General features: G+C 66.6%; 17 protein-coding genes, 1 pseudogene and 2 riboswitches. Of the genes and pseudogenes, 13 read left to right on the top strand and 5 right to left on the bottom strand.

Annotated elements, in window-relative coordinates:
- Positions 1–166 precede the first annotated feature (166 nt).
- Together L810_RS09295 and L810_RS09290 are read left to right on the top strand one after the other, a co-directional pair.
- Positions 167–2,269, top strand: a complete 2,103-nt coding sequence (locus L810_RS09295) for a putative bifunctional diguanylate cyclase/phosphodiesterase (RefSeq protein WP_021158123.1) — start codon at positions 167–169, stop codon at positions 2,267–2,269.
- A gap of 53 nt (positions 2,270–2,322) precedes the next feature.
- Positions 2,323–4,653, top strand: coding sequence for a putative bifunctional diguanylate cyclase/phosphodiesterase (locus L810_RS09290; RefSeq protein ID WP_021158122.1), 2,331 nt, complete (start codon positions 2,323–2,325; stop codon positions 4,651–4,653).
- 104 nt (positions 4,654–4,757) lie between these two features.
- Here L810_RS09290 and L810_RS09285 read toward each other — a convergent pair whose 3' ends face one another.
- Positions 4,758–6,869, bottom strand: coding sequence for a radical SAM protein (locus L810_RS09285; protein WP_021158121.1), 2,112 nt, complete (start codon positions 6,867–6,869; stop codon positions 4,758–4,760).
- A gap of 291 nt (positions 6,870–7,160) precedes the next feature.
- Positions 7,161–7,346: a hypothetical protein gene (locus L810_RS09280; RefSeq protein WP_042973868.1), complete on the bottom strand. Its 186-nt coding sequence runs from the start codon at positions 7,344–7,346 to the stop codon at positions 7,161–7,163.
- 137 nt (positions 7,347–7,483) lie between these two features.
- On the opposite strand from L810_RS09280, the gene L810_RS09275 reads away from it, so the two are divergent.
- Positions 7,484–7,672, top strand: coding sequence for a hypothetical protein (locus L810_RS09275; protein WP_021158119.1), 189 nt, complete (start codon positions 7,484–7,486; stop codon positions 7,670–7,672).
- Between the two features lie 117 nt (positions 7,673–7,789).
- Here the strand turns inward: L810_RS09275 and L810_RS09270 are convergent, their stop codons facing one another.
- Together L810_RS09270 and L810_RS09265 are read right to left on the bottom strand one after the other, a co-directional pair.
- Positions 7,790–9,934 carry a hypothetical protein gene (locus L810_RS09270; RefSeq protein WP_021158118.1) on the bottom strand — a complete coding sequence of 715 codons (2,145 nt, stop codon included), beginning with the start codon at positions 9,932–9,934 and terminating at the stop codon, positions 7,790–7,792.
- Positions 9,935–10,360: 426 nt separating this feature from the next.
- Positions 10,361–11,383 carry an ABC transporter substrate-binding protein gene (locus L810_RS09265; RefSeq protein ID WP_042973866.1) on the bottom strand — a complete coding sequence of 341 codons (1,023 nt, stop codon included), beginning with the start codon at positions 11,381–11,383 and terminating at the stop codon, positions 10,361–10,363.
- 138 nt (positions 11,384–11,521) lie between these two features.
- Positions 11,522–11,643: riboswitch (guanidine-I (ykkC/yxkD leader) on the bottom strand.
- 434 nt (positions 11,644–12,077) lie between these two features.
- A riboswitch (guanidine-I (ykkC/yxkD leader) is annotated at positions 12,078–12,211 on the top strand.
- Positions 12,212–12,268: 57 nt separating this feature from the next.
- Here L810_RS09265 and L810_RS09260 point away from each other — a divergent pair.
- The 7 genes and pseudogenes from L810_RS09260 (at position 12,269) to L810_RS46985 (ending at position 21,705) form a co-directional block, all read left to right on the top strand.
- Positions 12,269–13,024, top strand: a complete 756-nt coding sequence (locus L810_RS09260; RefSeq protein WP_021158115.1) for an urea amidolyase associated protein UAAP1 — start codon at positions 12,269–12,271, stop codon at positions 13,022–13,024.
- Between the two features lie 11 nt (positions 13,025–13,035).
- Positions 13,036–13,692, top strand: coding sequence for an urea amidolyase associated protein UAAP2 (locus L810_RS09255; protein WP_021158114.1), 657 nt, complete (start codon positions 13,036–13,038; stop codon positions 13,690–13,692).
- Positions 13,689–17,294 (top strand): urea carboxylase, encoded by a 3,606-nt coding sequence (gene uca / locus L810_RS09250; RefSeq protein WP_021158113.1) that lies wholly within the window; start codon positions 13,689–13,691, stop codon positions 17,292–17,294. The genes L810_RS09255 and uca overlap by 4 nt, the downstream gene beginning before the upstream one ends.
- Positions 17,291–19,149, top strand: a pseudogene (gene atzF, locus L810_RS09245) (allophanate hydrolase). Before uca ends, atzF begins: the two are co-directional and overlap by 4 nt.
- A gap of 64 nt (positions 19,150–19,213) precedes the next feature.
- Entirely contained in the window at positions 19,214–20,188 is a 975-nt protein-coding gene (locus L810_RS09240) for an ABC transporter permease (RefSeq protein WP_021158112.1), read from the top strand.
- Positions 20,189–20,233: 45 nt separating this feature from the next.
- Positions 20,234–21,148 (top strand): ABC transporter ATP-binding protein, encoded by a 915-nt coding sequence (locus L810_RS09235; protein ID WP_021158111.1) that lies wholly within the window; start codon positions 20,234–20,236, stop codon positions 21,146–21,148.
- 284 nt (positions 21,149–21,432) lie between these two features.
- Complete coding sequence (locus tag L810_RS46985) at positions 21,433–21,705, top strand: hypothetical protein (protein WP_021158110.1); 273 nt, start codon at positions 21,433–21,435, stop codon at positions 21,703–21,705.
- A gap of 397 nt (positions 21,706–22,102) precedes the next feature.
- On the opposite strand, the gene L810_RS46980 is transcribed toward L810_RS46985, so the two are convergent.
- Positions 22,103–22,336: a hypothetical protein gene (locus L810_RS46980; protein ID WP_155836148.1), complete on the bottom strand. Its 234-nt coding sequence runs from the start codon at positions 22,334–22,336 to the stop codon at positions 22,103–22,105.
- An 82-nt stretch (positions 22,337–22,418) separates the two neighbouring features.
- Here L810_RS46980 and L810_RS09230 point away from each other — a divergent pair, with 82 nt between their 5' ends.
- The 3 genes from L810_RS09230 (at position 22,419) to L810_RS09225 (ending at position 25,385) form a co-directional block, all read left to right on the top strand.
- Positions 22,419–23,486, top strand: a complete 1,068-nt coding sequence (locus L810_RS09230) for a GlxA family transcriptional regulator (protein ID WP_174414838.1) — start codon at positions 22,419–22,421, stop codon at positions 23,484–23,486.
- Positions 23,487–24,050: 564 nt separating this feature from the next.
- Positions 24,051–24,221, top strand: a complete 171-nt coding sequence (locus tag L810_RS46975; RefSeq protein ID WP_021158107.1) for a hypothetical protein — start codon at positions 24,051–24,053, stop codon at positions 24,219–24,221.
- Between the two features lie 87 nt (positions 24,222–24,308).
- Positions 24,309–25,385 (top strand): sugar transferase, encoded by a 1,077-nt coding sequence (locus L810_RS09225; RefSeq protein ID WP_021158106.1) that lies wholly within the window; start codon positions 24,309–24,311, stop codon positions 25,383–25,385.
- Positions 25,386–25,570: the final 185 nt, after the last annotated feature.

Below are 25,570 nucleotides of genomic sequence, written 5' to 3'. Positions count from 1 at the left end.
TCCAGAAAAAATTTCTTCCGGGCAATCGTTTGCGTGCCGCCGCGCGGCGTTCAGTTTATTCATCGCATGCCGATATCCGGAAGGCGCGCCTGATCGAAGCGGCATCGCCCCGCGGTTTCGATCGGGAACGGCATCCACGCATGCGACGGATAGGGGAAGAAAGGTTTTGGCGACAGTTTTAGGGTGCATCGTTTATCGGCACAATCACTGGCTGGTCCTGCTTGCCGCGCTGTTGTGCGGGGCCGGTTCGTGGGTCACCGCGCGCCTGTTCCAGCGCACGGTGAACACCTCCGGCATGCAGCGGCTCGGCTGGCAGGTGCTGACGGCCATTTCGGCCGGCGTGGCGATCTGGTGCACGCACTTCATCGCGATGCTCGGCTTCGATGCCGGCGCGCCCGTGCAATTCGACCTGCCGCTCACGCTCGTGTCGCTGCTCATCGCGGTCGGCGGCAGCACGATCGGCTTCGCGCTGACGACCTGCCGCATCGTCAGGATCGCGCCCGCGCTCGGCGGCGCGATCGTCGGCGTCGCGATCGTGCTGATGCATTACACCGGCATGCTCGCGTGGCGGGTCGAGGGCATCGTGTCGTGGGACATCGGCTACCTGGTCGCGTCGGTGCTGCTGGCGATGACCCTCGCGGCGCTCGCGCTGCACCTCGCGCTGCGGCCGTCGCCGCACGCGGTCAACCAGATGGCCGGCGTGCTGTCGCTCGCGATCCTCGCGCTGCATTTCACCGGGATGTCCGCGCTGCGCATCACGCCGCTGACGCTCGACGGCGCGTGGACCGACGTGAACACGCTGCGTCCGCTCGCGCTGGCGGTCGCGGGTACGTCGCTCGTGATCGTCTGCACGGGGCTCGTGAGCTACGTGATCGACAGCAACGTGCGGGCCGAATCGCTCGAGCACCTGCGCCGGCTGGCACTGAGCGACATGCTGACCGGCCTGCCGAACCGGGCGAGCTTCAACGAGCGGCTGGACCTCGAAATCGCGCTGGCGCAAGAGCAGGGCACGAAGCTCGCGCTGATCGGCATCGACCTGAACCGCTTCAAGGAAATCAACGACCTGCGCGGCCATCACGCCGGCGACGAGGTGCTGCGCATCCTCGCGCGGCGCATGTCGAACGTGCTGCGCGAAGGCGAATTCGTCGCCCGCATCGGCGGCGACGAATTCGCGGCACTCTGCCGGATGGGCGACGACACCCGCCTGATGGATCTGCTCGAACGGCTCGAGCCGGCGCTCTACAAGCCGGTCAGTCTGGACGACTACGAGGTCGTGCCGGGCGCGAGCTTCGGCGTGGCCATCTACCCGGACGACGCCGCCACCAAGGCGATCCTCATCAACAACGCGGACCTCGCGATGTACCGTGCCAAGGGCAGCGTCGCGCAATCGATCTGCTTCTACGAGCCGGCGATGGACCTGATCGTCCGCGCGCGCCGCAGCCTCGCGGCCGACCTGCGCCGCGCGGTGGCCGACAACCAGCTGAGCATCCACTACCAGGTGCAGACGTCGCTGACGACCGGCGAGATCCGCGGCTACGAGGCGCTGCTGCGCTGGCAGCATGCGACGCTCGGCACGATCCCGCCCACCGAGTTCATTCCGCTCGCCGAGGAGAACGGCGTGATCCTGGAGATCGGCGCATGGGTGTTGCGCGAGGCATGCGCGCGGGCGGCCACGTGGGAGCCGCCCTATACGGTCGCGGTGAACGTATCGGCCGTGCAGTTCATGCACGCGGACCTGACGGCGCTCGTGGCGGACGTGCTCGAGGCAACCGGCCTGCCGGCGTCGCGCCTGCAGCTGGAGCTGACCGAATCGACGATCTTCGCCGGCCGCGAGCGCGCGCTGGACACGCTGCGGCAGATCAAGGCGCTGGGCGTGAGCATCGCGCTCGACGATTTCGGTACCGGCTATTCGTCGCTCGACACGCTGCGCTCGTTCCCGTTCGACCGCATCAAGCTCGACCAGTCGTTCGTCGCGGACGCGGAAGCGAAACCGCAGGATCGCGCGATCATCCGCGCCGTGCTCGCGCTCGGCAAGAGCCTGGGCATTCCGATCCTGGCCGAAGGCATCGAGACGCGCGACCAGCTCGTGCTGCTGGCCGACGAAGGCTGCGACGAAGCGCAGGGCTTCCTGCTCGGCAGGCCCGCACCACTCAACGAGATTGTCGGCAGCGGGCAGATCGCGCTGACCGGCAGCAACCGCGCCAGCGCGACGGTTCCCGCGTCCGGATCGGCCGTCACGGCCGAGCTGGATCCGGGCCCGCGCCGGTAACCGACGACGCCGGATACGGCAATCCGCACGCGGGTTGCAGCAGGCAGGCTCACATGAAAACCCACTACGCACGGATGGTCAGACTGGCAAGCATCGCGGCGCCGGCCCGGAACCCGGACCTGCTCGCGGCGCAATTCCGGGTATTCGCCGGCCAGCTCCCGGTGATGTACCTGATCCTCATCTCGAGCACCTGGAGCCTCGCCGTCACGCACCTGCGCAGCACGCCGTGGTGGCTGTCGGTCGCGATGCCGGCCGCAATGACGCTCGTGTCGCTCGCGCGGCTGCTGCACTGGCGCCGCGCCCGGCTGGTGGAGCCGACGCCGGACACCGTGTCGCGTGCGCTCACGATGACGAACTGGCTGGTGATCCCGATCGCGGTGACGTTCACCCTCTGGGCGCTGCTGCTGTTCCCGTACGGCGACGCGTGGCAAAAGGCCCAGGTCGCGTTCTACATGGCGATCACTGTGATCGGCTGCATCTTCAGCCTGATGTACCTGCGCACGGCCGCGCTGATCGTGGCCGTGATCGTCAACGCCGCGTTCATCGCGTTCTTCCTCTCGACGGGCCAGCCGACGCTCGTCGCCACCGCGGTCAACATGGCTTTCGTGTCGGCCGCGCTGATCGCCGTCATCTCGGTCAACTACCGGGGCTTCGTGCGCACCGTCGACGCGCAGGCCGAATCGCGGATGCGCGAGCAGGCGCAGACGCGGCTGATGCGGATGATCGACGACATGCCGCTGGCCGTGATGACGGCCGACCCGGAGACGTTCCGCATCAACTACCTGAACACGGCGTCGCGAAACCTGCTGCGCTCGATCGAGCATTTGCTGCCGATTCGTGCGGACGATGCGCTCGGCGCGTCGATCGACTTCTTCCATCCGCACCCGCAGCACCAGCGCCGCCTGCTCGCCGATCCGGCGAACCTGCCGCATCGCGGCCGCGTGCGGCTCGGGCCGGAAGTGCTCGACTTCCAGGTCTCGGCGGGGCGCGATGCCGAGGGGCGCTATATCGGCCCGATGCTTTCGTGGTCGATCGTCACGCAGCAGGCCGAGGCGGAAGCGCGCATCCACCAGCTCGCGCATCACGATTCGCTCACCGGCCTGCCGAACCGCGCAACCTTCCTCGCCGAATTCGACGCGAGCCTGCGCCGCTCCGACAAGACGCTCGGGCTGCTCTTCATCGACCTCGACGGCTTCAAGCTGATCAACGACGCGTGCGGGCATTCGGCGGGCGACGAGGTGCTGCGCCAGGTCGCGGAACGCCTTCGCGGGCAGTGTCCCGAGCCGGGGATGATGCTCGGGCGCATCGGCGGCGACGAGTTCGCGGTGCTGCTGCGCGACACCCACGCGGACGGCGCGATGGGCGCGGCCGCGCGGCTCGTCGACACGCTCGTCGCGCCCTATGCGCCGTCGCCCGAGCGACAGTTCCGCATCGGCGCGTCGATCGGCTGCGTGCTGGCGCCGCATCACGGCAACGACGCCGGCGTGCTGCTGTCACGCGCGGACATGGCGCTCTATGCGGCGAAGAAAGCCGGGAAGGGGACGTACCGGATGTTCTCGCCGGACATGGAAACGCGCGCGCAGGAGCGGATCGCGCTCGAATCGAAGCTGCGCGTCGCGCTGGACGAGAACCAGGGGCTGTACGTGTTCTACCAGCCGATCGTCGATGTCCGTACCCGCCGGGTGACGACGCGCGAGGCCCTGCTGCGCTGGCATCATCCGCGCTCCGGCTGGATTTCGCCGGGCTACTTCATTCCGATGGCCGAGCGCGGCGGCCTGATTGACCGGCTCGGCCGCTTCGTGCTCGACCATGCCTGCCGGGAGGCGGCGCGCTGGCCGGATGGCGCGCGTGTCGCCGTGAACGTGTCGGCGGCGCAGCTCGGCCACGGCACGATCGTGCCGGCCTTCGCGGCGGCGCTGGCCGGCGCCGGCCTCACGCCCGACCGGCTGGAAATCGAGGTGACGGAAACCGCGCTGCTGCATGACGAGGGCAAGGCGATCGCGGACCTGCGCGCGCTGCGTTCGATGGGCGTGCGCGTCGCCCTCGACGATTTCGGCACGGGCTTCTCGTCGCTCGCGCATCTGCGCGCGTTTCCGTTCGACAAGATCAAGATCGACGGCAGCTTCGTGCGCGATGCGATCTCGCGACCGGACTGCGCGGCCGTCGTGTGCGCGGTGGCCGATCTCGGCAAGCGTCTCGGCGTGACGACCGTCGCGGAAGGCGTCGAGACGGAGGAGCAACTGGCGTGCATCACCGATGCGGGTTGCCGCGAGGTGCAGGGCTTCCTGATCGGCAGGCCCGCGCCGGGCGAGCACGATGCGCCGGCCATCCGCTGGATCGAGCGGGCCGCGTTGGCGGCGCAGGCTACGGGCAGGCGGGCGTGAGCGACGGCGACGCGACCGGACTGCGGGATACCCGGATCGATTGAGGGCCGAAAACGCGCATTCCAGAAAGACGATTGCGCGCGCCCGGCGGGTTGCGTTGAAGGTCAGGAATACACGTCCGCGATCACGCGTCGAACGGCAAACGCCAGCGGATCGACCTCGTGCACCCCGATGCCGAGCCTCGCATCGAACGACGCCGCAAGCTGCTCGAGTTGACCGAAAGCATATCCGGGGTCCGCGGTGACGATGTTCACGAAGGCCATACCCCGACGATATCCCGCCTTGACTTCGATGCGAACGCCGCCCGGAAAGCGCTGGTGAAGCGCTTCGCGAACCAGGCCGATATCGATCTCGCCGGGTTCCGCGCGCCGGCCTTTCCGGGGTGCGGCATCACGCACGAAAAACCAGGCGCTGACGCGCACTTCCGGGCCGTCGATGGCGCCGACATGCGCACCCTGCCGATAGGCGAGCACCGCGAGCCGCTTGCGCCGCTCGATTCCCGATACCAGCACACACGTGCCGGCGACGTTGGCCTGGCCTTCCACGATCATTTGCGCGAATCGAACCGCGCGCTCGGCGGAATCCTCGCGCGAGCCGAAATGCAGTGCAAGCCTTGGCGTTCTACCGATTTCCGCGCCGAGCCGCTTCTTGACCGACAGCATGGCCGCGTCGTCGATGTCGTCGAACACGAGTTCCGCGGCGAGCGGGCGACCGGCGCAATAGTCGGTGAGCAGTTGCCGGATCTCGACGAGTTCACCTGGAGCGCCGTCACCCTGCAGCTCGAGCGTGACGAGGACGACCTCTCCATGCAGCCAGGTCCTGGCGGCGGGATGGGGCTTCCGGGCGGCCAGATCGCGTGCGTCGTCCGCGCCTGACGCACGCACCGCGGCCAGCAGGAACACGTCGTGGGCGTGGATGCCGTCGGGCACCACGTATGCGCCTTTCTTCCAGGCCAGCGCACGCAATTCCGGAAACAGGTCGTCTGCCTCGTATCCCGTCGCGATCACCGAGCGGCCGATCGCCGCCAGCTCGCGAGGCGACCCTCCGCCCGACAAGCCCGGCCCCGCGACCGCTTCTTCCTTGAACAGGCGCTTCCACTCGGACGAATACTCGGCATCGGGCGCCCATGACGGCAGCAGTTGTGCGAGGTAGGCGTCCGCATCCGCGATGGTCTCGAATTTCGCGACCATCACGCACTCGCCGCTGTTGTTGCCGGAGAATGCCTGCCACACGCTGACCGGTGGCGTTGACCGGGTTCGACCGGCATCTGCGCCGCGACGTGCGCAACCGCGCCGCACGCTTGGTTGCTCCAGGTACGGACGCGCGTTGCGCCACCCGTGCAAGATGTCCTCCGCACTGGCGGCAGGCAGGCCGCCGTCCTGGAACGAACAGCCCTGCATGCGCTGATCGGGCGTGATGGAGACGAAGTCGAGCCCCGCGCCGCAGTCGCCACTGCCATCGGCTCCGTCGAACAATCTGGATACGGGCACCGCGTCGCCGAAGCACACCGACAGGCGGCAGACGATCGGCGAATCCTGCACGATGGCCGCGAGCTGCGCGCGCCCCCTCGGCGAAAGGTGCCTGCGCAAATCGGGGCCGATGTACGACAGCAACGAGACATCCTGACAACCCAGCGCGGCCAGTTCGGCCAGCAGTGCGGGGAGGCCTGGCAGTACCGCGTCGTCGACGATCAGGTTGGCGCCCCACCTTTGCCCGTATTCCGACAGGACCGCGCCCGCGTCGCGCCAGCGCACGTCGTCGTAGAGCGAGACGCGAACCTGGCCGAAGCGGCCCGCGTAGGGCGCAAACGTGTTGCGCCGGATCAGCGTTCCATTGGTCGTGACGTTCAGTGCAAGCGGCGTAGTGCAATGAAGGATGTCGATCAGCTCGGCGAATCCACGGAACGCGAACGGCTCTCCGCCGCCGAAGGCGACTTCCAGCGTGCCTCCCGCGGCGAGGCCGCGAAGGACGTTAGCGGCCGACTCGACGGACCAGGCACTGTCGCGCCGCACATCACGCGAGCAGAAGTCGCAAGACAGATTGCACTTGTTCGTTATCCCGAACATCACGACCCGGGGTGCGAGGCGCCGCAAGTGGCGGGTCGACGCGTTCTCGACCCGGACGTGCGTTCCTGTCGCGGGGTGAAAGCGCAGCAGCGCGCCGTCCAGCGGATACGCCCTGAATGCGTTGCGGTCAAAACCAGTGGAAACCGGCATCGGCGAGGCCCTCTGTCTTTTTTGTCGAGGATTCCCGTGAACCCGGTGGCATCACGGGAAACCGTCATATCTGAAGCAACTCGCGCAGTCACCATTCGTTGCCCGGCCGGGCACGAATGGCGGGCGCGGGGAATGGCGCAACGCGCTTCACGCTCTGGGAGAAAGGAATCCTCGAGCGCGTCGCACCCGAAAGGGAAATCATCCCGGCGTGTAGCCGGCAGCCGACAAGCGCGGCCGCCGCAGAGTCGCACCGATTATAACGGCGGCCCGATCAAGGCCCGGCCGGCGCGGTCAGATGCGGTCGAAGTTGAACGGCGTCACGTCCGGCAGGCCTTCGACCTGTTGTACCTCGACGCCGCACCCAGTGCGGAGCGTGTCGATCGTGCGGCGCGCATCGTTGCCTTCCTTGAAACGACTTTCAGTCCGGACGGCAGGCGGATCGCGGAGAAGTGAACTGCGATGCTTGCTCGAAGTCATTGCGGTGCATGCGCCGCCGCCGTAGGATGGCGGGAGACGTGTGTTTCACATCACGTCATCCTGGCGACATCTTTCTCACGTACATCTATTGCACTTCGCCAGTCGGCGGGGTGCCGATTTTTCAAGGAAGACCGACCATGGCGGCAAAACGCCTTCGCATCAACATGATTACCCGTCGCCAATCGACGTTCGACGGCCGTCATCTCGACACCGAGGCGGTACGCCGCCACGACGCGCAAGTGCAAGACGCGATTCCCGCCCAATTGAAAGGCACGCAGGGTGCCGAGGCGGAATGGCTGCCGCGCGTGAAGGTGAGCGAGCGCTAATCCGGATACACCGATTCCGCCGTCCGGCCGCGCACCCTGTTTCGATCCATCTGAAACGCGCCCGCCGTGCGGCGGGCGCATGATGACGCGCGACGCGCGCGTCTCTTCGTTCGCGGATTACTTGCTGGTGGCCAGCTCCGCTGCGGGAACCTTCACGACGGGCCGCAAACCGGTCACGAGCGGACGCGCGGCACTGGACAGCGCGTTCACGTCGCCGCGATTGGCGCGCACGATCAGGCCCGCCACCGCATTCATTGCACTCATGAACGCGCCTTCGAGCCAGCCGCCGAGGTGGCTGTAGCTGTCGCTGGCAATGAAGAAGCGGTTGTCGAGCGACGCGGCGAGCGCATGCGTGTGATACCGGAAGCACAGGTTGCTCTGGTGATGGTCGCCGGTCATGTCGAGCTTGAAGCCGCCGGCCGTCTTGTTGGTCGTCCAGTCGAACACAAAGCGGTCCGCCGTGCGTGCTTCCGCGAGCAGCCGATAGAACCACCACGGTTGAGCATCCGACGCGCCCGCGTACTTCACGTACCGATACGCGCGATTCACCATCGTCCGGTACATCCCGTCCGCCGTACCGGCCTCGGTTGCCGGGTTTTGCGGATACAACCCGAAATCGTGCTGAAGCCGGGTCGAATCGTCTTCCCACGTGTAGCTGGCGAGCAGGCTCGAATACTCGGGCGCCTGGCCGTTTTCGACGATCGGGCTCGGTACCACATAACTCGCCGCGAGGCCGCTGTCGGAGACGACGGCCTTGATCGGTTCGCCGCGCCATTGCGGGACCCACGGCTGGTCGAGCGCGGCGGTCTTGACGGTGGCGAACACCTTCGACGAGCGCGCCATGTGAAGCTGGCCGATCGCCGTGACGATCCGGGCGTTCGCGGCGGCGCTGTTATCGCTCAGCAGCAGCGGCGGATAAACCTGGTTGTACGTATGCGTTTCGAGGCCCAGGCCCGCGTCCCCCAGATTCAGGCTGGCCGCATGTTGGAAGCCGCTGCGGCTGACGATCGGCGTCAACTGATCGTGCGGGACGGCGAGAATCACGAAATCGTAGGCTTCGGCGTGGACGGCGTTATGGCTGTCGTATGACAGCAGTTGCGCGCGCGCCGACGCGGTGCCGGAATGGCAGGCGTTCGCGACGCGTTCCTGACGAACCTGGACGGCCAGCTTGCCGGCGCCGACGTCCTGGGCCTTGCGGAACAGATTCCGGATGAACTCGACGTTTTCCGTGACCGGCAGCGTGTATTCGTTCGAATAGTCCCAGAGGATCAGCCGCATCATCTCGACCAGCGAGATGTTGTACAGCGGCTTGAAGCCGCCGGTGCCGAAGCCGAAGCGGCCGAACAGCTCGACGTAGTAGCTGATCGATTCATCGACGTCGAGCACACCGTCGACCGGCGGCAGCGTTCCCTTCTCGAACGCAACCGTCACGATCTCGCGGACGGCCGCGCCGAGCGTCAGGCCATCGTATTGCGCGATGAACTCGGGCCAGTACTTCGTCTGAATCCGCTCGAGGGCGTCGGCCGGCGGCGTAGCCGCATTCAGGATCGCCGCGATCTTGGCCGGATCCACGTTGGCGATCGGATACATCGCGACATTCTCGCCTTCCGGGTTGCCCACCAGCCCGCCGGCGACGACACCCAGTACCTTCAACGTCGGCGAATCCGGATCTTCCCAGTCTTTCGGATCGATCCCGACGTAACGATCGACACGATTGCCGAACACGAATTCGGTCGGCACCTTGCCCGGATTCGGAAATACCTTGATCGGTGCCGCGTCCCCGAATGCGGCGGACGCATAATGCCAGGTCAATCCGGCGATTTCCGGAAAGCGCATCGCGCCGACTTCGTAAATCGTGTCGCCGCTGGCGGGATCGCCGTTGTGAACGAGCGCCGCCGACACTCTTCCGGCCTTGAGCCCGCGCACCTTGATCGCCTTGATTCCCGGCCGGTCATGAAGAAACGAATCGGGATCGGCTTCGTAGATCTGCACGTCGATGCCGCTTCCTGCCGGCAGCGTCGCCGCGAGCCGGCCGAGTTCGTAGAGTGCGGCGATGCCGCCTGCTCCGCCGCCGACGATGGCGATCCTGTAGTTGCCGGCGGGCAGCGTGCCCAACGGCCCGGCGGCGGCGACCGGATAGGACACCAGCGCGGAATCGGGATGCCGGTAGTTGATCCCGCGCAACCGGGCTTCGCCAACGGTGGTGGCAATCTTCTTCTCGTTCTTCAGGCCGAGCAGCCGGGGAATGACGGTAACGCCCATGACGTTTCTCCATCGAGAGAGTGGAAACCGCGCGATATCGATCCCGATTGCCGCTGGCACAGCGCGTCGGGACCGATTCAGGACAACGACAACGCATTGCGAACGAAGCTTGCGCAGTATGCGAATGCGGTTTCGCCAAATCAATCAATTTTTGTTTGAGAAACGATTGGGGAGAATGAGCGAAATGATGGAAAAGAGGCACGTCCCCCTGTTTAAAAAATTCATTCGTGGGGCTGGCCCCCAGAAGGGCCGATCGCCGCGTCGTGCTCCTCGCGAATACGTCGAGTATTCGCTTCGCCCCACGGGGACTTCCGTTGGTCGTCGCAATCCTTGCGCTCGGCCCTTCCGGGCCCAGCGCAAGCCTGCCATCAGCGTGAACAGGCGCTACCCTGAGCGAGCCGTCAAAATTCCGACCGCACGCAACGGTCAGTTCGACATCCCGAATTGCGGATCGATATACGCATCGACATTCTGCGACTGCTTGTACACGCCGTTGCGCACGTTGAACGCATTCGCGTTGCGCGTCGACCCATAGATCGAATCGAGACCGTCGCCCTTGCGGAACACACGCTTCGCGGCTGCTTCGTCGAGCAGGTGCGTGCCTTTCAGCAGCGGCAGGTATTGCTCCGGCGTGAGCCCGACGCGCGCGGACATGATCCTGACCGCATCGGCCTGCGTCTTCGGGTCGTTGATGTACGCGACGCAGCGGTACCAGACCTTGATCACCTTGGCCCAGTCGGCCCGGCGCGCGGCGAGGCTTGCGGGCGCGACCGTGATCGCATCGTAGATCAGCCCCGGCGCGTCGGCCGACGTGAAGATCGCGCGTGCGCCCGGTGCGCGCTTCAACGCCTCGTTTGCGTTCGGCTGCCATGCGGCGACGGCGGCGATATCGGCCGACGAGCCGAGCACCTGCGGCAGTTCGTTGGTCTTCGCATTGACCAGCGTCACGTCGCCATCCTTCAATCCGTGCTTCTGCAGCGCAGTCTCGAGCAACAGGTGATCGACGAGGCCGAGCTCGACGCCGACCTTCTTGCCCTTCAGCCCCTCGACGCTGCGCAGCGGCGGCTTCGCGATGATCATGTCGTTACCGGCGGAATAGTCGGTCAGCAGGACCATCACGTTCTTCGCGCCGGATGCGCCCGTCACGAGCGCATCGCCGTTGGTTGCCGCGACCGCGTCGAGCTTGCCCGCGGAAAACGCGTCGAGCGACGCCGAGTAATCGAACCATTCGAAATCGACGTCGACGCCGGCCTCCTTGAACCAGCCCTTGTCGAGCGCGACCTGGAATGCGACCCAGCCGGGCCAGTCGCTGTAGCCGATCTTCAGCGGCGCCGCCGCGTGAACGGCGGGCGCCGCGAGCAGCGCCGCAGCCGTGGCGGCGGCACCCCATGCACGACGGGTGGAACGGAAGGACAGCAGGCGGCGGAGTGCCGAGGCGGGACGGGTCATCGTGTTTCTCCAGGAGACCGGGATCGGGATCGTCGATACGGACCGTGCAGGAGCACGGTCCGGCTGCGTAGCCGGTTCCTGCGGATGCGGAACGAACGAAGCGGCCACGGAGAGGCGCGATGGCCGTTGCCATCGCCAGTCTCCCGGGCTTTTGTCCCGCCGTGTAGCGCGTGCGCGTCCGCTCTCGCGATCGGACGAACCCGTGCCGGGCTGCTCTCGGACCAGACGTTCGATGAACCGGAACCCTAGCACCCCTAAGATGCGACGCCGCCGCACCTCTCGGCGTCATGCCGAGCGAAAACCGTGCCAACGACGTGCGACGAGGTCGGCTCAGCGGCGGCGTGCGGCGCGTTGCAGTTCGATGAAGCGGGCGGAGAAGAGGGCTGTCAGCACGCGCCGGAGCAGGTCGAGCTTGTTCATGAGCGGTCGGATGTCGAGTGAAGGTGCCGCCATCGATGCAATGCCCATGCCACTGCGGATCGTGCCGTGCATGCGCATGCGACACGCACTGCACCGGTGCGGGATCGCGTTCGCCTGGTGCGCGGCACGCCCGCCGCGAGGGCACGGGGCCGCCGCCATGTCGTGCAGGCGGTGCACGTGCGGGCCGCCGCACCGCGTTGTGCAGCCGTTTCGTCGAGGCTGGCACGCAACTCGCTAGATCGTTGCCCGAGAGGTGCGAAGCAATTTGCATCATCTTCAGGATCGCTAGGGTTCCGGTCATGCGGCGTTCGCGCCGCACGATGCCTGGTCCGAGAGCAATCCGGTCTTGCCTTCGCCTCGATACGAGGCAACGGCGAGGCTCCACGGAGGGATAAAAGCCCGGGAGGTCGCGATGTCGTTCGGTCGCCCTCTCACGCCTTTTATCCAACCGACCACGGAGCCGCCATGTCGCCGAGCCCCCAAGCCGTCCTCGCCCCACCACCGCATGTCGCGTGGGAAACGCTGATTCCCGCCGGCACCCACTGGTCCGGCATCCTGCGCCGCGGCCTCGCGCTGCGCATCGTCGATGTCGAAGGCGGCGCGAATCTATCCGCCGTATTTCATCGCCAGGAAGACCCGCTCGAACGCTACAACATGGCCGATACGCTGAAGGCGCAGCACACCGCGCATCTCACGCGCGGCCATGCGCTGTACACGGACATGGGGCGCGTGATCGCGTCGATCACGGCCGACACGCTCGGCTGGCACGACCCGCTCGGCGGCGTCGGCGACGCGCGCCTGTTCGCACACAAGTACGGCACGACGACGTACCAGGCCGATCGCAACGCGATGATCCGCAACGGCCGCGACAGCCTCGTGCTCGAACTCGCGAAGTACGGGCTGTCGGCGCGCGACCTCGTCGCGAACGTCAATTTCTTCAGCAAGCTCGAGACGGCGGACGACGGCACGCTCGATTTCGTCCCCGGCCATTCGACGGCCGGCAGTGCCGTCGACCTGCGCTTCGAGATGAACACGCTCGCGGCATTCTCGACCGCGCCGCATCCGCTCGATCCGCGCGCGGACTATGCGCCGAAGCCGGTGAAGCTGATCGCATACCGCGCGTATCCGGCGGACGCCGCCGCCCCCGAAGACGATCCGTGCCGGCGCGCGTGCGCCGAGAACATGCGCGGCTTCACCAACACCGACCGCCTGTTCGCGTAAGGAGCCGCACCATGCCGATCATCGAAAGCCGCCTCGACCCGCGCGACGCGATCCACGACATCACGCTGAACGCGGGCGAACCGTGGCTGCACGACCTGAAGCGCGGGCAGGTCTTCCGCATCCTCGACCTCGAAGGCAACCAGGCCGTCGACACGCTGTTCTACCGGTCCGACGACCCCGAGGAGCGCTACAGCGCGCAGGACACGATCCGCGCGCAGCGCAACCTGTACCTGAGCGCCGGCAGCGTGCTGCTGTCGAGCCGGGGCAACGCGATGGCGACGATCGTCGCCGATACGTGCGGGCGTCACGACACGCTCGGCGGCGCATGCGCGGCCGAGAGCAACACGGTGCGTTATGCGCTCGACAAGCGGCACATGCACAACTGCCGCGACAGCTTCCTCAATGCAATCGCGCACTGCACGTGCGGCACGGGCGCGCGGCTCACCAAGCGCGACCTCGTCGGCAACGTCAACTTCTTCATGAACGTACCCGTCACGCCGCTCGGCGGGCTGACGTTCGAGGACGGCATTTCCGCGCCCGGCAAGTACGTCGAGATCCGCGCGGAGATGGACGTCACCGTGCTGATCTCGAACTGCCCGCAGCTGAACAACCCGTGCAACGGCTACAACCCGACGCCCGTGCGTCTCACCGTGTGGGAGGCCGAATGAGATTCGCCAAAGTCCTCGTTGCGAACCGCGGCGAGATCGCGTGCCGCGTGATCCGGACGCTGAAGCGGCTCGGCATTGCGTCGGTCGCGATCTACTCGGACGCCGACCGCGACGCGCGTCACGTGACGCTCGCCGACGAAGCCGTGCGGGTCGGCCCCGCGCCGGCGGCGGAGAGCTACCTGAACGTCGCGGCGATCCTCGCCGCCGCGCGCGAGACCGGCGCGCAGGCCGTGCATCCCGGCTACGGCTTCCTGTCCGAGCATGCCGGTTTCGCCGATGCATGCGAAGCGGCGGGCGTGCGCTTCATCGGGCCGCGCGGCGACCAGATGCGCGCGTTCGGCCTCAAGCACACCGCGCGCGCGCTCGCGGCCGCACAGGGTGTCGCGCTGCTGCCGGGCACGGGCCTGCTCGACGACGTGGCGACGGCGCTTGCCGAAGCCGGTGCGATCGGCTATCCGGTGATGCTGAAGAGTACGGCCGGCGGTGGCGGGATCGGCATGTCGTTGTGCCGTGACGCCGCGCAGCTCGAGGCGGCCTTCGAATCCGTCGTGCGGCTCGGCAAGGCGAACTTCGCGCATGCGGGCGTGTATCTCGAGAAATTCGTCGAGCACGCGCGGCATATCGAAGTGCAGATCTTCGGCGATGGCCGCGGCGGCGCGATCGCGCTCGGCGAACGCGATTGCTCCGTGCAGCGCCGTAACCAGAAGGTGATCGAGGAGACACCCGCGCCGGACCTGACCGATGCCGAGCGCGACACGCTGCACGCGAGCGCGGTGCGGCTCGCCCGCGCGGTCGGCTACGCGTCGGCCGGCACGGTCGAGTTCGTGTTCGACGCGAACGCGCGCCGGTTCTATTTCCTGGAAGTGAACACGCGGTTGCAGGTCGAACATTGCGTGACCGAAGCAGTCACCGGCATCGATCTCGTGGAATGGATGATCCTGCAGGCCGAAGGCGACCTGCCGCCGCTCGACACACTCGCCGTCGCGCCGCGCGGCGCGAGCATCCAGGTGCGGCTCTATGCGGAAGATCCGCACAAGCAGTTCCAGCCGAGTGCCGGCGTGCTCACGCATGTCGCCTTTCCGGACGACGTGCGCGTCGACGGCTGGATCGACGCGGGCACCGAGGTCAGCGCGCATTACGATCCGTTGCTCGCGAAGCTGATCGTGCGCGGCGATACGCGCCGCGACGCGCTGGCGGCACTGCAGGCCGCGCTGGCGCGGACCGAGCTGTACGGGATCGAAACCAACCTCGACTACCTGCGCGCGATTGCCGGCTCGGACACGTTCGCGCGCGGCGCGCCGACGACGGCGTTCCTGTCGCGCTTCGCATTCGCGCCGCACACGATCGACGTGCTCGACGGCGGCGTGCAGACCACCGTGCAGCAGGCGCCCGGGCGCGTCGGTTACTGGAGCGTCGGCGTGCCGCCGTCCGGTCCGATGGACGATCGCGCGTTCGATCTCGCCAACGCGCTGCTCGGCAACGCACGCGACGCGGCCGGGCTGGAATTCACGATGGTCGGCGCGACGCTGCGCTTCAACACCGCGACGCTGTTCGTGCTCGGCGGTGCGCCGCTCGCGGCAACGCTCGACGGCGAGCCCGCGCCGTTCTGGCAGGTGCTGCGCGCCCGACCGGGCACGGTACTGAAGCTCGGCGGCGTGACGGGCGCGGGCGTGCGCGCGTGCCTGGCCGTGAAGGGCGGGCTGCAGGTGCCCGACTATCTCGGCAGCAAGGCGACCTTCACCCTCGGCCAGTTCGGCGGTCACGCGGGGCGCGCGCTGCGCAAGGGCGACGTGCTGCATCTGCACGCGGACGCGGGGCGCGGCGACGCCGGCGCGACGCTGGCCGAAGACGACATTCCCGCATTGACGCATGCGTGGACGCTCGATGTGCTGGACGGCCCGCACGGCGCGCCGGACTTCTTCACGCCGGACGACATCGCGATGCTCTACGGCACGCAGTGGACGGTCCACTACAACTCGAGCCGCACCGGCGTCCGGCTGCTCGGACCGAAGCCGCAATGGGCACGCGCGGACGGCGGCGAGGCCGGCCTGCATCCGTCGAACATCCACGACAACGCGTATGCGATCGGCGCGGTCGATTTCACCGGCGACATGCCGGTGATCCTCGGCCCGGACGGCCCGAGCCTCGGCGGCTTCGTGTGCCCGGTGACGGTCGTGCGCGACGAGCTGTGGAAGCTCGGGCAGTTGCGCCCGGGCGATACCGTGCAGTTCGTGCGCGCGGCCGCGTCGGCCGGGAAGCCGGCTGCTGCGATCGCGCAACCGACGCGCGATGTCGCCACTGCTGCCTCCGCCACGCCCGGCGAATGCGTGCTGCATCGCGACCCGTCGGCCGGCGGCATCGGCGTCGTCTACCGGCGCTCGGGCGATCGCAACGTGCTGGTCGAATACGGGCCGCTCGTGCTCGACCTGAACCTGCGCTTTCGCGTGCACGCCCTCATGTGCTGGCTCGACGCGCACCGGTTGCCCGGCATGCTCGACCTGACGCCGGGCATCCGCTCGCTTCAGGTGCAGTTCGATGCACGCGTGCTGCCGCTCGATGCACTGCTCGCGCATCTGCAGACCGCGGAGCGGGAGCTCTCCGACGTGGCCGACATGCGCGTGCCGAACCGCATCGTGCACTTGCCGCTGTCGTGGGACGACCCGTCGACGCGCATCGCGATCGAACGCTACATGCAGTCGGTGCGGCCCGATGCGCCGTGGTGCCCGAGCAATATCGAGTTCATCCGGCGGATCAACGGGCTGGCGAGCATCGACGACGTGAAGCGCATCGTGTTCGACGCGCGCTATCTGGTGATGGGGCTCGGCGACGTCTACCTCGGCGCGCCGGTCGCGACGCCGATCGATCCGCGGCACCGGCTCGTGACGACCAAATACAACCCCGCGCGCACCTGGACACCCGAGAACGCGGTCGGCATCGGCGGCGCGTATCTGTGCGTGTACGGCATGGAAGGGCCCGGCGGTTACCAGTTCGTCGGCCGTACCGTCCAGATGTGGAACCGTCACCGCACCACGCGGGAGTTCGAAGCCGGCAAGCCGTGGCTGCTGCGCTTCTTCGACGAGATCCGCTTCTACGAAGTCAGCGAGGCCGAGCTGGCCACGCTGCGCGCGGATTTCATCGCGGGCCGCGCGTCGTTGAAGATCGAGGAATCCGTGTTCGACCTGGGCGCGTACAACCGCTTTCTGCGCGACGAGGCGGAGTCGATCGCGACGTTCAAGGCCGCGCAGCAAACCGCGTTCGAAGCCGAGCGCGAGCGGTGGCGGGCGGCCGGGCACGCGGAGTACGTCGGCGAAGCGGAGCAGGGCGACGCGCAGGCGGCGCGGGAAACGGCCGCGCTCGACGATACGCAGCGCGCGATTGCCGCGGACGTGTCGGGCAGCGTGTGGAAGGTGCTGGTCGAACCCGGCGAGCGTGTGACCGAAGGGCAGGTCGTCGCGATCGTCGAATCGATGAAGATGGAGGTGGCGGTGACGGCAATGGAAGACGGCACGATCGAGACGATCGATTGCGCGCCGGGCGCGGCGGTCGTGGCCGGCCAGCGGCTGATGGTGCAGAAGACCGGCGCCGCCGAGGAGGTCGCATGAGCACGACACAACGTTCGCCGCTGCCCGGGCCGGGCTCGATCGCCGCGCTGCGCGCGCGCTATGAGGCGGGCACCCTGACGCCGCACGCGCTCGTCGACGCGATCGCCGCGCATTTCGACGCGGGCGATCCGCATCATGCGTGGATCCGGCCGCTGACGCACGCCGAGATGACGGCCTACGCCGACGCGCTGGCCGGGCGCGACATCGCATCGCTGCCGCTCTACGGCGTGCCGTTCGCGATCAAGGACAACATCGACCTCGCCGGCATTCCGACGACGGCGGCCTGTCCGGCCTATGCGTACACGCCGGATCGCAGCGCGCCCGTCGTCGAGCGATTGATCGCGGCCGGCGCGATTCCGGTCGGCAAGACCAATCTCGACCAGTTCGCGACCGGGCTGTCGGGGCAGCGCTCGCCGTACGGCGCATGCCGTAATGCGCTCGATCCGCGCTATGCGTCGGGCGGATCGAGTTCCGGGTCGGCGGTGGCGGTCGCGCTCGGCGTCGCGGCATTCTCGCTGGGGACCGACACGGCCGGTTCCGGGCGCGTGCCGGCGGCGTTTCACGGGCTCGTCGGACTCAAGCCGACCCGCGGCGTGCTGAGTACGCTCGGCGTCGTGCCGGCTTGCCGGTCGCTCGATTGCGTGTCGGTGTTCGCGCACTCGCCGGCCGACGCACGGTCGGTGTTCGCCGTCGCGCAGGGCGTGACCGAAGGCGATCCTTACGGGCGCGCATGGCAGCCGCAGCCGGATGTCGACCGGGTGCGTTCGCTCGGCCGGTCGGGTTTCGGCGTACCGCGTGCCGATCAGCTCGAATTCTTCGGCGACGAATCGTATCGCGCGGCCTGGGGGGCGGCGCTCGAACGCCTTCGGGCGACGGGCGCGCGGATCGTCGAGATCGATTTCAGCCCGTTCCTGGCCGCCGCGCGGCTGCTCTACGAGGGCCCGTGGGTCGCCGAGCGGCTTGCCGCACTCGGCGCATTCGCCGCGCGGGAGCCCGATGCGCTCCATCCGGTGATTCGCACGATCGTCGGCGGCGCGTCGCGCTTCAGCGCGGCCGACGCGTTCGCCGCGTTCGACCGGCTCGCGACGCTGCGCATCGAGGCGGGCGCGCATGGGCCGGGCTCGACGCGATCGTGATGCCGACCTCGGCCACGACCGCGACCGTGGACGCGCTCGAAGCCGATCCGATCGGCATCAATTCGCGCTTCGGCTACTACACGAACTTCGTCAACCTGCTCGACCTGTCGGCAATCGCGGTGCCTGCCGGCGTCTGCAAGACCGGGGCGCACGCGGGGTTGCCGTTCGGGATCACATTCGTCGGCCGCGCGCACGACGATGCGCGGCTGCTCGATCTCGCCCAGGCGTGGGGCGACGGCGATCAGGCTGTCCGCGAGGCCTGGGGCGCTGCAACGGCGGACGCGGCGCCGACGGAAGCCACCGGCGTCGTGCGCGTGGCCGTCGTCGGTGCGCATCTGCGAGGCGAGCCGTTGAACGGGCAGCTCACGCAGCGACGCGCGCGTTTCGTCGCGGCAACGACGACGGCGGCCACGTACCGTCTCTACGCGCTGTCCGGTGCGGCATCCGGCGGCAGCGTCGCCAAGCCGGGGCTCGTGCGCGTGCCGGAAGGCGGTGCGCCGATCGCGGTCGAGATCTGGGAGATGCCGGTCGACGCGTACGGCAGCTTCGTCGCGGGCATTGCGGCGCCGCTCGGCATCGGCACGCTGACGCTCGCCGACGGGTCGCGCGTGCAGGGCTTCCTGTGCGAAAGCGCGGCGCTCGACGAGGCGACGGACATCACGCGCTTCGGCGGCTGGCGGGCGTATCGCGCCCACGCCGCGAACAGCGCCTCGCAATGAACGTCCGGTCGCGCGATGCCACGGGCGCTGCGCGACCGGCACCCGAAACGATACGGAGATTTCCATGTCAATGACCCGCAACACGACCGGATGGCTGGCCGTGCGCCGCGAACTGACGACGCGCGGCAAATGGACGCTCGGCCTGGCGTCCTTCCTGCTGCCGTTCGCCGTCTGGTGCCTGATCAGCTATGTGCCGTTCGTCTGGCATCCGCAGATGCGCATCACGAATCCGGGAAGCGTCGACTATTTCCAGACCGGCATGCAGATCGACCGCGAAGTCTTCGACGACGAGCTCGCGCATGCACGGGAGATGCATACGGCCGTGCCGGAGGGCGTGCGCGCGAATCCGGTCTACCTGCCCGCGCCGCACCAGGTGTTGCGCGCGTTCTACACCGCGTTCACGACACCGCCCGCATCCCGCGACGGCGTATGGCTGCACGAGAGCCTGTGGCACAGCATCCGGATCATTTTCTGGGGCTTCGTGATCTCGTCCGCGATCGGTGTGCCGCTCGGCATCGTCTGCGGCACCTTCAGCGCACTCGCGCGGCTGCAGGAGCCGTTCCTGGAGTTCTTCCGCTACCTGCCCGCGCCGGCGTTCGGCGCGCTGATGGTCGCGATTCTGGGCATCTACGACGCACCGAAGATTGCGATCATCGTGATCGGGACGCTGTTCCAGCAGGTGCTGATCATCGCGAACACGACACGCAAGCTCGAATACGGGCTGTTCGAGGCCGCGATGACGCTCGGCACGAAGAAGCTCAAGCTGCTCACCCACGTCGTGATTCCCGGTGTGCTGCCGGACCTGTATCGCGACCAGCGGATCCTGCTCGGCTGGGCGTGGACTTACCTGATCGTTGCCGAACTCGTCGGCACCAGTTCGGGCATCACGTGGTACATCAGCCAGCAGGCGCGCTACCAGCATTTCGACAACGTGTATGCGGCGATCCTGATGATCGGGGTCATCGGCCTCGGGACCGACATCGTGCTCGGAGTGCTCGGCCGCAAGCTGTTTCCGTGGGACCGCACGCTGAAAGCGTGATGCCCTTCGATTCGCAACCGTCAACCGATTTCCGCAGAGGGCATCATGCAGAATCCGCAAGCCGTTCCCGAGTACCTGATGCAGTCCGACGCGGTGCGCGAGCGCTTCGCACGGCTGAAAACCCGCGACGTGATACTCGACGTGCGCCACGTCGGCAAGCGCTTCGCGACGCCGCAGGGCGAGTGCGTCGCGCTCGACGACATCAGCTTCCGTACACACCGCCGCGAATTCGTGTGCGTGATCGGCCCGTCCGGTTGCGGCAAGTCGACACTGATCCGCATCCTGGCGGGACTCGAAGCGCAGACCAGCGGCGAAGTGCTGCTGGACGGCAAGCCCGTGCAGGGGCCGGGCGCCGATCGCGGGATGGTGTTCCAGGGCTATACGCTGTTTCCGTGGCTCACCGTGAAGAAGAACGTGATGTTCGGTCTCCGGATGAACGGGAGCAGCAGCGGCGAGGCCGAACGCGAAGCGCTGCAGTGGCTCGATCTCGTCGGGCTGACGCGTTTCGCCGACGTGTATCCGCACCAGTTGTCCGGCGGGATGAAGCAGCGCGTGGCGATCGCCCGTGCGCTGGCGAATCGCCCGCGCATCCTGCTGATGGACGAGCCGTTCGGTGCGCTCGACGCGCAGACGCGTGCGCGGATGCAGACGCATCTGCTCGACATCTGGCGCAATATCGACGTGACGATCCTGTTCATCACGCACGATCTCGACGAGGCGATTTTCCTGGCGGATCGCATTCTCGTCCTCAAGGCGAATCCGGGGGCGGTGCAGGAACTGATCGAGGTGCCGGTGCCGCGGCCGCGCGATTATTCGCAGGTCAATTCGCCGGCGTTCGTCGCGACGAAGGCGCGGCTCGAAGCGCTGATTCATCCGAAGGAGGCCGTGCCTGCCGATGACGACGACGGTGTGAAACCGCACATGATCCGGATGACGGACGTGTCGGACAACGTCGAGTAGGCCGGGACGGGGAAGGGCCGGGCGATCGGCACGGGCGCGGTCGGGCGCGTGCCGGCGGCGCGGTGTTCGCGCTCCGTCCACGTAGGTAGTCGTAGCCGCCGGCCCAGGGCCGGCGCGTCTGGTCCTGGCCGCCCGCGTCACGGCCAGGACCCTGATCGAGCCGCACCTTGAGGCGTTCGGCACGCGCTTTCCCGCACTCGGCCTCGAACCATCGCGGCCTCGCGCATGTCGCCGCTTGCGGATTCGGCCCCGGTTGTCAACCGGGGCCATGACCTGAGTCGCGCTTGCCGACGAGCATCGAGCGACATGGCGGCGGGGTCGTTCGCCGCATGACCGATTTCCGTGAGTCGGGCATCGACCGTGCCGATGCCGATCCGCGGGCCGATACAGTCGAATGCGTACTGGATTGCGCCGCGTGCGCTACCGTTACCGTCGAAACCCATCCGGACGCAACGCCGCGTCCTTTACCTTTCTCCTGCGACATCGATATGTCGAATATCGCGTCGGCGCGACATTGCCGCACCAATGTCGTGCATTCGTCAGTGGATAGACGCTGATTGAAAGGAAACGTTTGCATGGAGCCATATCGAAATATTCGGTAACTGCACCGATATTCGATTGCCGAATAAGCGCGGGATACTGCACGAATTTCCAATGAAATCGAATGCATAATTCTGCGGCGAACGTTTGCGTGACACCGAAGCGAATTCGAATCGCATGCCGAGCCGCCAATGCGCGCTCAGCAATTGCCGATCAGCGCTCACGCAATTACATCGATTGCCGTCTGCATTACACCCCGAGCCAGTGCGCGCGACATCGATTTGAACGTGTCGCCGACGTGTATTGCGACTCTGTCAGTTGACGATGGCTGGATCCGAATGCGGGCCGTACTGGACGGCTCGTGGTCGAAGCGGAGGCCACGCCGTCCACGCGCTGGCGCCAAAACATCTCCCCTCATCCTGATCTGCCGGCGGCATGTGTAATGCGCCGGGCGGCCCGAATTCCGTCGCAATTAGCCAGAACTGCCGAGGTATCCCGATATCCAGATCGATATCCGCTGTCGATGACTTGCGTCAATTTTTTATCGATTTTTGCGAATGAATTCACATCCGATTCGACCGTTGTCAATAAATAGGGGCGCATCACGGGCTTGATTGATTCCGACAACAACACGGCGGAAACGGACATTGATAAATCGGCTAACAATCACAGCCGCATATGATGCGGCGCAGAAATCAAGAAATGTAAGCAATTGTTAAAGGGCCGCAAGATGCAAACAGTATCGAATCATTCGTCGGCGGGGTTAAGCGTGAATCGTGGTAGAGGCCCTGGAACCGGGCATCAACGGGCAAGCGTAATCGTACTGTTGCTCGAGGGTTTTTCGATTATGCAGATGGGCAAGCTGGCGGCGGTTTTCGAACTCGCCAATCAGCTCGGTCGAGCCGACGGCGTATTCGCCGACCACTACGAATTGCGGCTTTATTCGATCCATGGCGGCCCGGTTCGTTCGTCGTCGGGTGTGGGGATCTGGACGGATGCCACCCGCATGCTCGAGGCAAGCACGGTTCACGCGATGTTCGTCCTGAGCGGAGAGGGCGGGATCGACGCCCTCGACGAGCAATTGATCGCGTGGCTCAGGCACGCGCATCAGCGTGCGCGCGTCGTCAGGGGCAGCGGTGGCGGCCGGAAGCTGTTGACGCAGATTCACCTGGCGCAAAAGGAGGTCGAAAAGGTGTTGCCGGCGGCGGACGACGGCGTCGCTTCGCACGCCGGACGCGACGACGTCGAATGTTCCGATGACGAAGACGACGGGCCGTTCTCGGATGCGTTGTCGATCGTGCGCGTCGACATGGGCTACGAAATCGCGCAGGAAATCGTGGCGTGCATGGTGTCCGGTGCGAATCGCAAGCTGACCGACGTGCTGTTCGGCGCACGCGTCGCGCGCGCCAGCACCTTGATCCGGCGCGCGGCACATCACCTGCGCGTCAACAGCGAGAACCGGATCTCCATCGCGGACGAGGCGCAGGCCGCCGCGATGAGCGAGCGCAATTTCCTGCGGCGCTTCAAGAACGAGATCGGTGTGACGCCAACCGAGTTCGTGCTGAGAATCCGCCTCGAAAAGGCCTGCCGCATGCTGATCGAGACGGATCTTCCGGCCGACAAGGTCGCGAGACGAACCGGCCTTGGCAGTGGCGACCGGATGGCCAAGCTGTTTCGCCAGCATTTGCAGACTTCACCGACCGAATACCGGGCCGCCGCTCGAAAAGGCGGCGACGCTTCGGCGGAAATGCTGTATGCGTCGGACCTGAGCAGCTGGATGAACAACACCGCATCGTAGTCACGCGCGCGTCGTTCGTTACTCGAAGGCGATACGTGAATTCATCGTGTCGAGCGTCATGAATATCCGGATAAACGGGATTTCGATCGAATGACGGGGCGCTCGATTCGAATCGAAAAAATCGGATATCGATCGATCGCAGTGCAACAAAGGTGGATTCGGCCACAATCGTGGCGCCGTCCGACAGCAGCCGCCCGAAATGCGTACCCGCTCGATTAAGTTATCGACTGGACTTTCGAGGAGGCGGCACCCCGGTACTCCTCGGAATTTTGCCTGCCGTGTCTTCGTGAGCGCACTGTGCAGGCCTTTTTATTCCTCGAGCCAGTATTCGCGCGGTCGATATCCGCCGATGCTCGCTCGCACGTTCCGTGCGGTATTCGGCGATGAAATCGCGACCTGCCGTGCCGGATGACACCGGCAAGATGAATCAATGCATTGGCTTGAAACGGCGTGTCGCCATCGCGATCCGGATTCGAGAATCCATAAAAAACGCACGTCATTCCGCATGGAACGTTATCCGTCAAATCGTGAAATCGATCGAATAAATCCGGCACGGAATCACCCTTGATTCCATCCGCCATCAACAAGGCGAATTCGGACGCTGGCGATAAAAGCGCGAGTCGCGGTGAATATGATGCACTGCGGCAACACGGAAGTGACGGCATGCCGACGGGCAAACGGATGGGCACGCTGACCGGCACGCGCACTGCAGCGTGCCGCGGCATGGCCGAATGACCGCCTCGGGCGACATTGAATGACAGGCGTGCAGTGCCGGTGCGCAACGCGGACGGGTGCTGAATGACAAATTAGGAGTTCATACCGATGAATTCGTTGATCAATCGAGCGACCGATATCGGGCTGATCGTGCTGGGCGCGTTCATTCCCGCATTGATCGGCGCCACCGGCGGCGCGCGCGGGACGCTGTTCGACGGTGCACTCGTCGCGTTTGCCGCCGCGCTGGCCTTGTCGGTATTTCCCGCCTGCGGCATTTACGAGACGGCGCGCACGCGTTCGGCGCTCCACGTGCTCGGCCGTACCGTGCTCGCGTGGATCGTCGTGCAAGGCATGAGCACGGCGCTCCTGTACATGCTGCACCGTGCGCACGTGCTGTCGAGCGAGTGGTTCGTGTGCTGGACGCTTGCCAGCGGGATCGGTTTGATCGTGTTCCGCGCGCTGACGCTCGCGATCTTCGGAATGATCGAGCGTGCCGGCGATCAGGTGCGTGCGGCGGCCATCGCGCACGCCGACCTGCGCGGCCAGCGCGAGATCGGCCACCGGGCGGCCGGGCGCGTGAAGCGCATGGTCAAGCGCGGCTTCGACCTGGTCGGCGCGTCGTTGCTGCTCCTCCTGCTGGCGCCGGTATTGCTGGGTATCGCGTGGACCGTGCGGCGCGACGGCGGCCCGGCGATCTTCGGGCACGAGCGCGTCGGCCGCAACGGCCGGCGGTTCAAGTGCCTGAAATTCCGCTCGATGGTGACGAACGCCGATGCGGTGCTCAAGGCGCTGCTCGATCGGGATGCCGACGCCCGTGCGGAATGGGATCGCGAATTCAAGCTGAAGAACGATGTCCGCATCACGCCGATCGGCCGCCTGCTCCGCAAGACGAGCCTCGACGAACTGCCGCAGCTGCTGAACGTGCTGAAGGGCGACATGAGCCTGGTCGGGCCGCGCCCGATCGTCGAGGCCGAACTCGAACGCTACGGCACCGACGTGCGCTACTACCTGATGGCGAAACCGGGCATGACCGGACTCTGGCAGGTCAGCGGCCGCAACGACACCGACTATTCGACGCGCGTATCGCTCGACGTGTCCTACGTGCGCGAATGGTCGCTGCGCCGCGACATCGGAATCCTGTTCCGGACGATCAACGTGGTGGTGCGCGGTTCGGGTGCGTATTAGCCGCTGCCGCGCGCACGTCGCGAAGGATACGCGGCGGCGCGTGACGGCAGCGGGCGCGGCAGGCGCGGCGGGGTTCGGCAGTGAGCAGTGGCGGCAAGCATGTCCGGTCTCGACAGGGGTGCTGTACTCGCGCGCGACACGACGCGGGGCGACCGGTGCAATTTCAAATTAAAAGAGTGCGAGGT

It is taken from the genome of Burkholderia sp. AU4i (assembly GCF_000466765.1).
Classification (GTDB): Bacteria; Pseudomonadota; Gammaproteobacteria; order Burkholderiales; family Burkholderiaceae; genus Burkholderia; species Burkholderia cepacia.
This window is presented reverse-complemented; position numbering and strand designations above follow the sequence as displayed.

What these genes read in the sequence shown, in the direction of transcription:
- L810_RS09235 (WP_021158111.1), top strand. Translation starts at nt 20,234, where the DNA reads ATGCAGAATCCGCAAGCCGTTCCCGAGTACCTGATGCAGTCCGACGCG.
- L810_RS09280 (WP_042973868.1), bottom strand. Translation starts at nt 7,346, where the DNA reads ATGACTTCGAGCAAGCATCGCAGTTCACTTCTCCGCGATCCGCCTGCC.
- L810_RS09290 (WP_021158122.1), top strand. Translation starts at nt 2,323, where the DNA reads ATGAAAACCCACTACGCACGGATGGTCAGACTGGCAAGCATCGCGGCG.
- L810_RS09260 (WP_021158115.1), top strand. Translation starts at nt 12,269, where the DNA reads ATGTCGCCGAGCCCCCAAGCCGTCCTCGCCCCACCACCGCATGTCGCG.
- uca (WP_021158113.1), top strand. Translation starts at nt 13,689, where the DNA reads ATGAGATTCGCCAAAGTCCTCGTTGCGAACCGCGGCGAGATCGCGTGC.
- L810_RS09270 (WP_021158118.1), bottom strand. Translation starts at nt 9,934, where the DNA reads ATGGGCGTTACCGTCATTCCCCGGCTGCTCGGCCTGAAGAACGAGAAG.
- L810_RS09225 (WP_021158106.1), top strand. Translation starts at nt 24,309, where the DNA reads ATGAATTCGTTGATCAATCGAGCGACCGATATCGGGCTGATCGTGCTG.
- L810_RS46980 (WP_155836148.1), bottom strand. Translation starts at nt 22,336, where the DNA reads ATGTCCGTTTCCGCCGTGTTGTTGTCGGAATCAATCAAGCCCGTGATG.
- L810_RS09255 (WP_021158114.1), top strand. Translation starts at nt 13,036, where the DNA reads ATGCCGATCATCGAAAGCCGCCTCGACCCGCGCGACGCGATCCACGAC.
- L810_RS09240 (WP_021158112.1), top strand. Translation starts at nt 19,214, where the DNA reads ATGTCAATGACCCGCAACACGACCGGATGGCTGGCCGTGCGCCGCGAA.
- L810_RS09285 (WP_021158121.1), bottom strand. Translation starts at nt 6,869, where the DNA reads ATGCCGGTTTCCACTGGTTTTGACCGCAACGCATTCAGGGCGTATCCG.
- L810_RS09275 (WP_021158119.1), top strand. Translation starts at nt 7,484, where the DNA reads ATGGCGGCAAAACGCCTTCGCATCAACATGATTACCCGTCGCCAATCG.
- L810_RS09265 (WP_042973866.1), bottom strand. Translation starts at nt 11,383, where the DNA reads ATGACCCGTCCCGCCTCGGCACTCCGCCGCCTGCTGTCCTTCCGTTCC.
- L810_RS09230 (WP_174414838.1), top strand. Translation starts at nt 22,419, where the DNA reads ATGCAAACAGTATCGAATCATTCGTCGGCGGGGTTAAGCGTGAATCGT.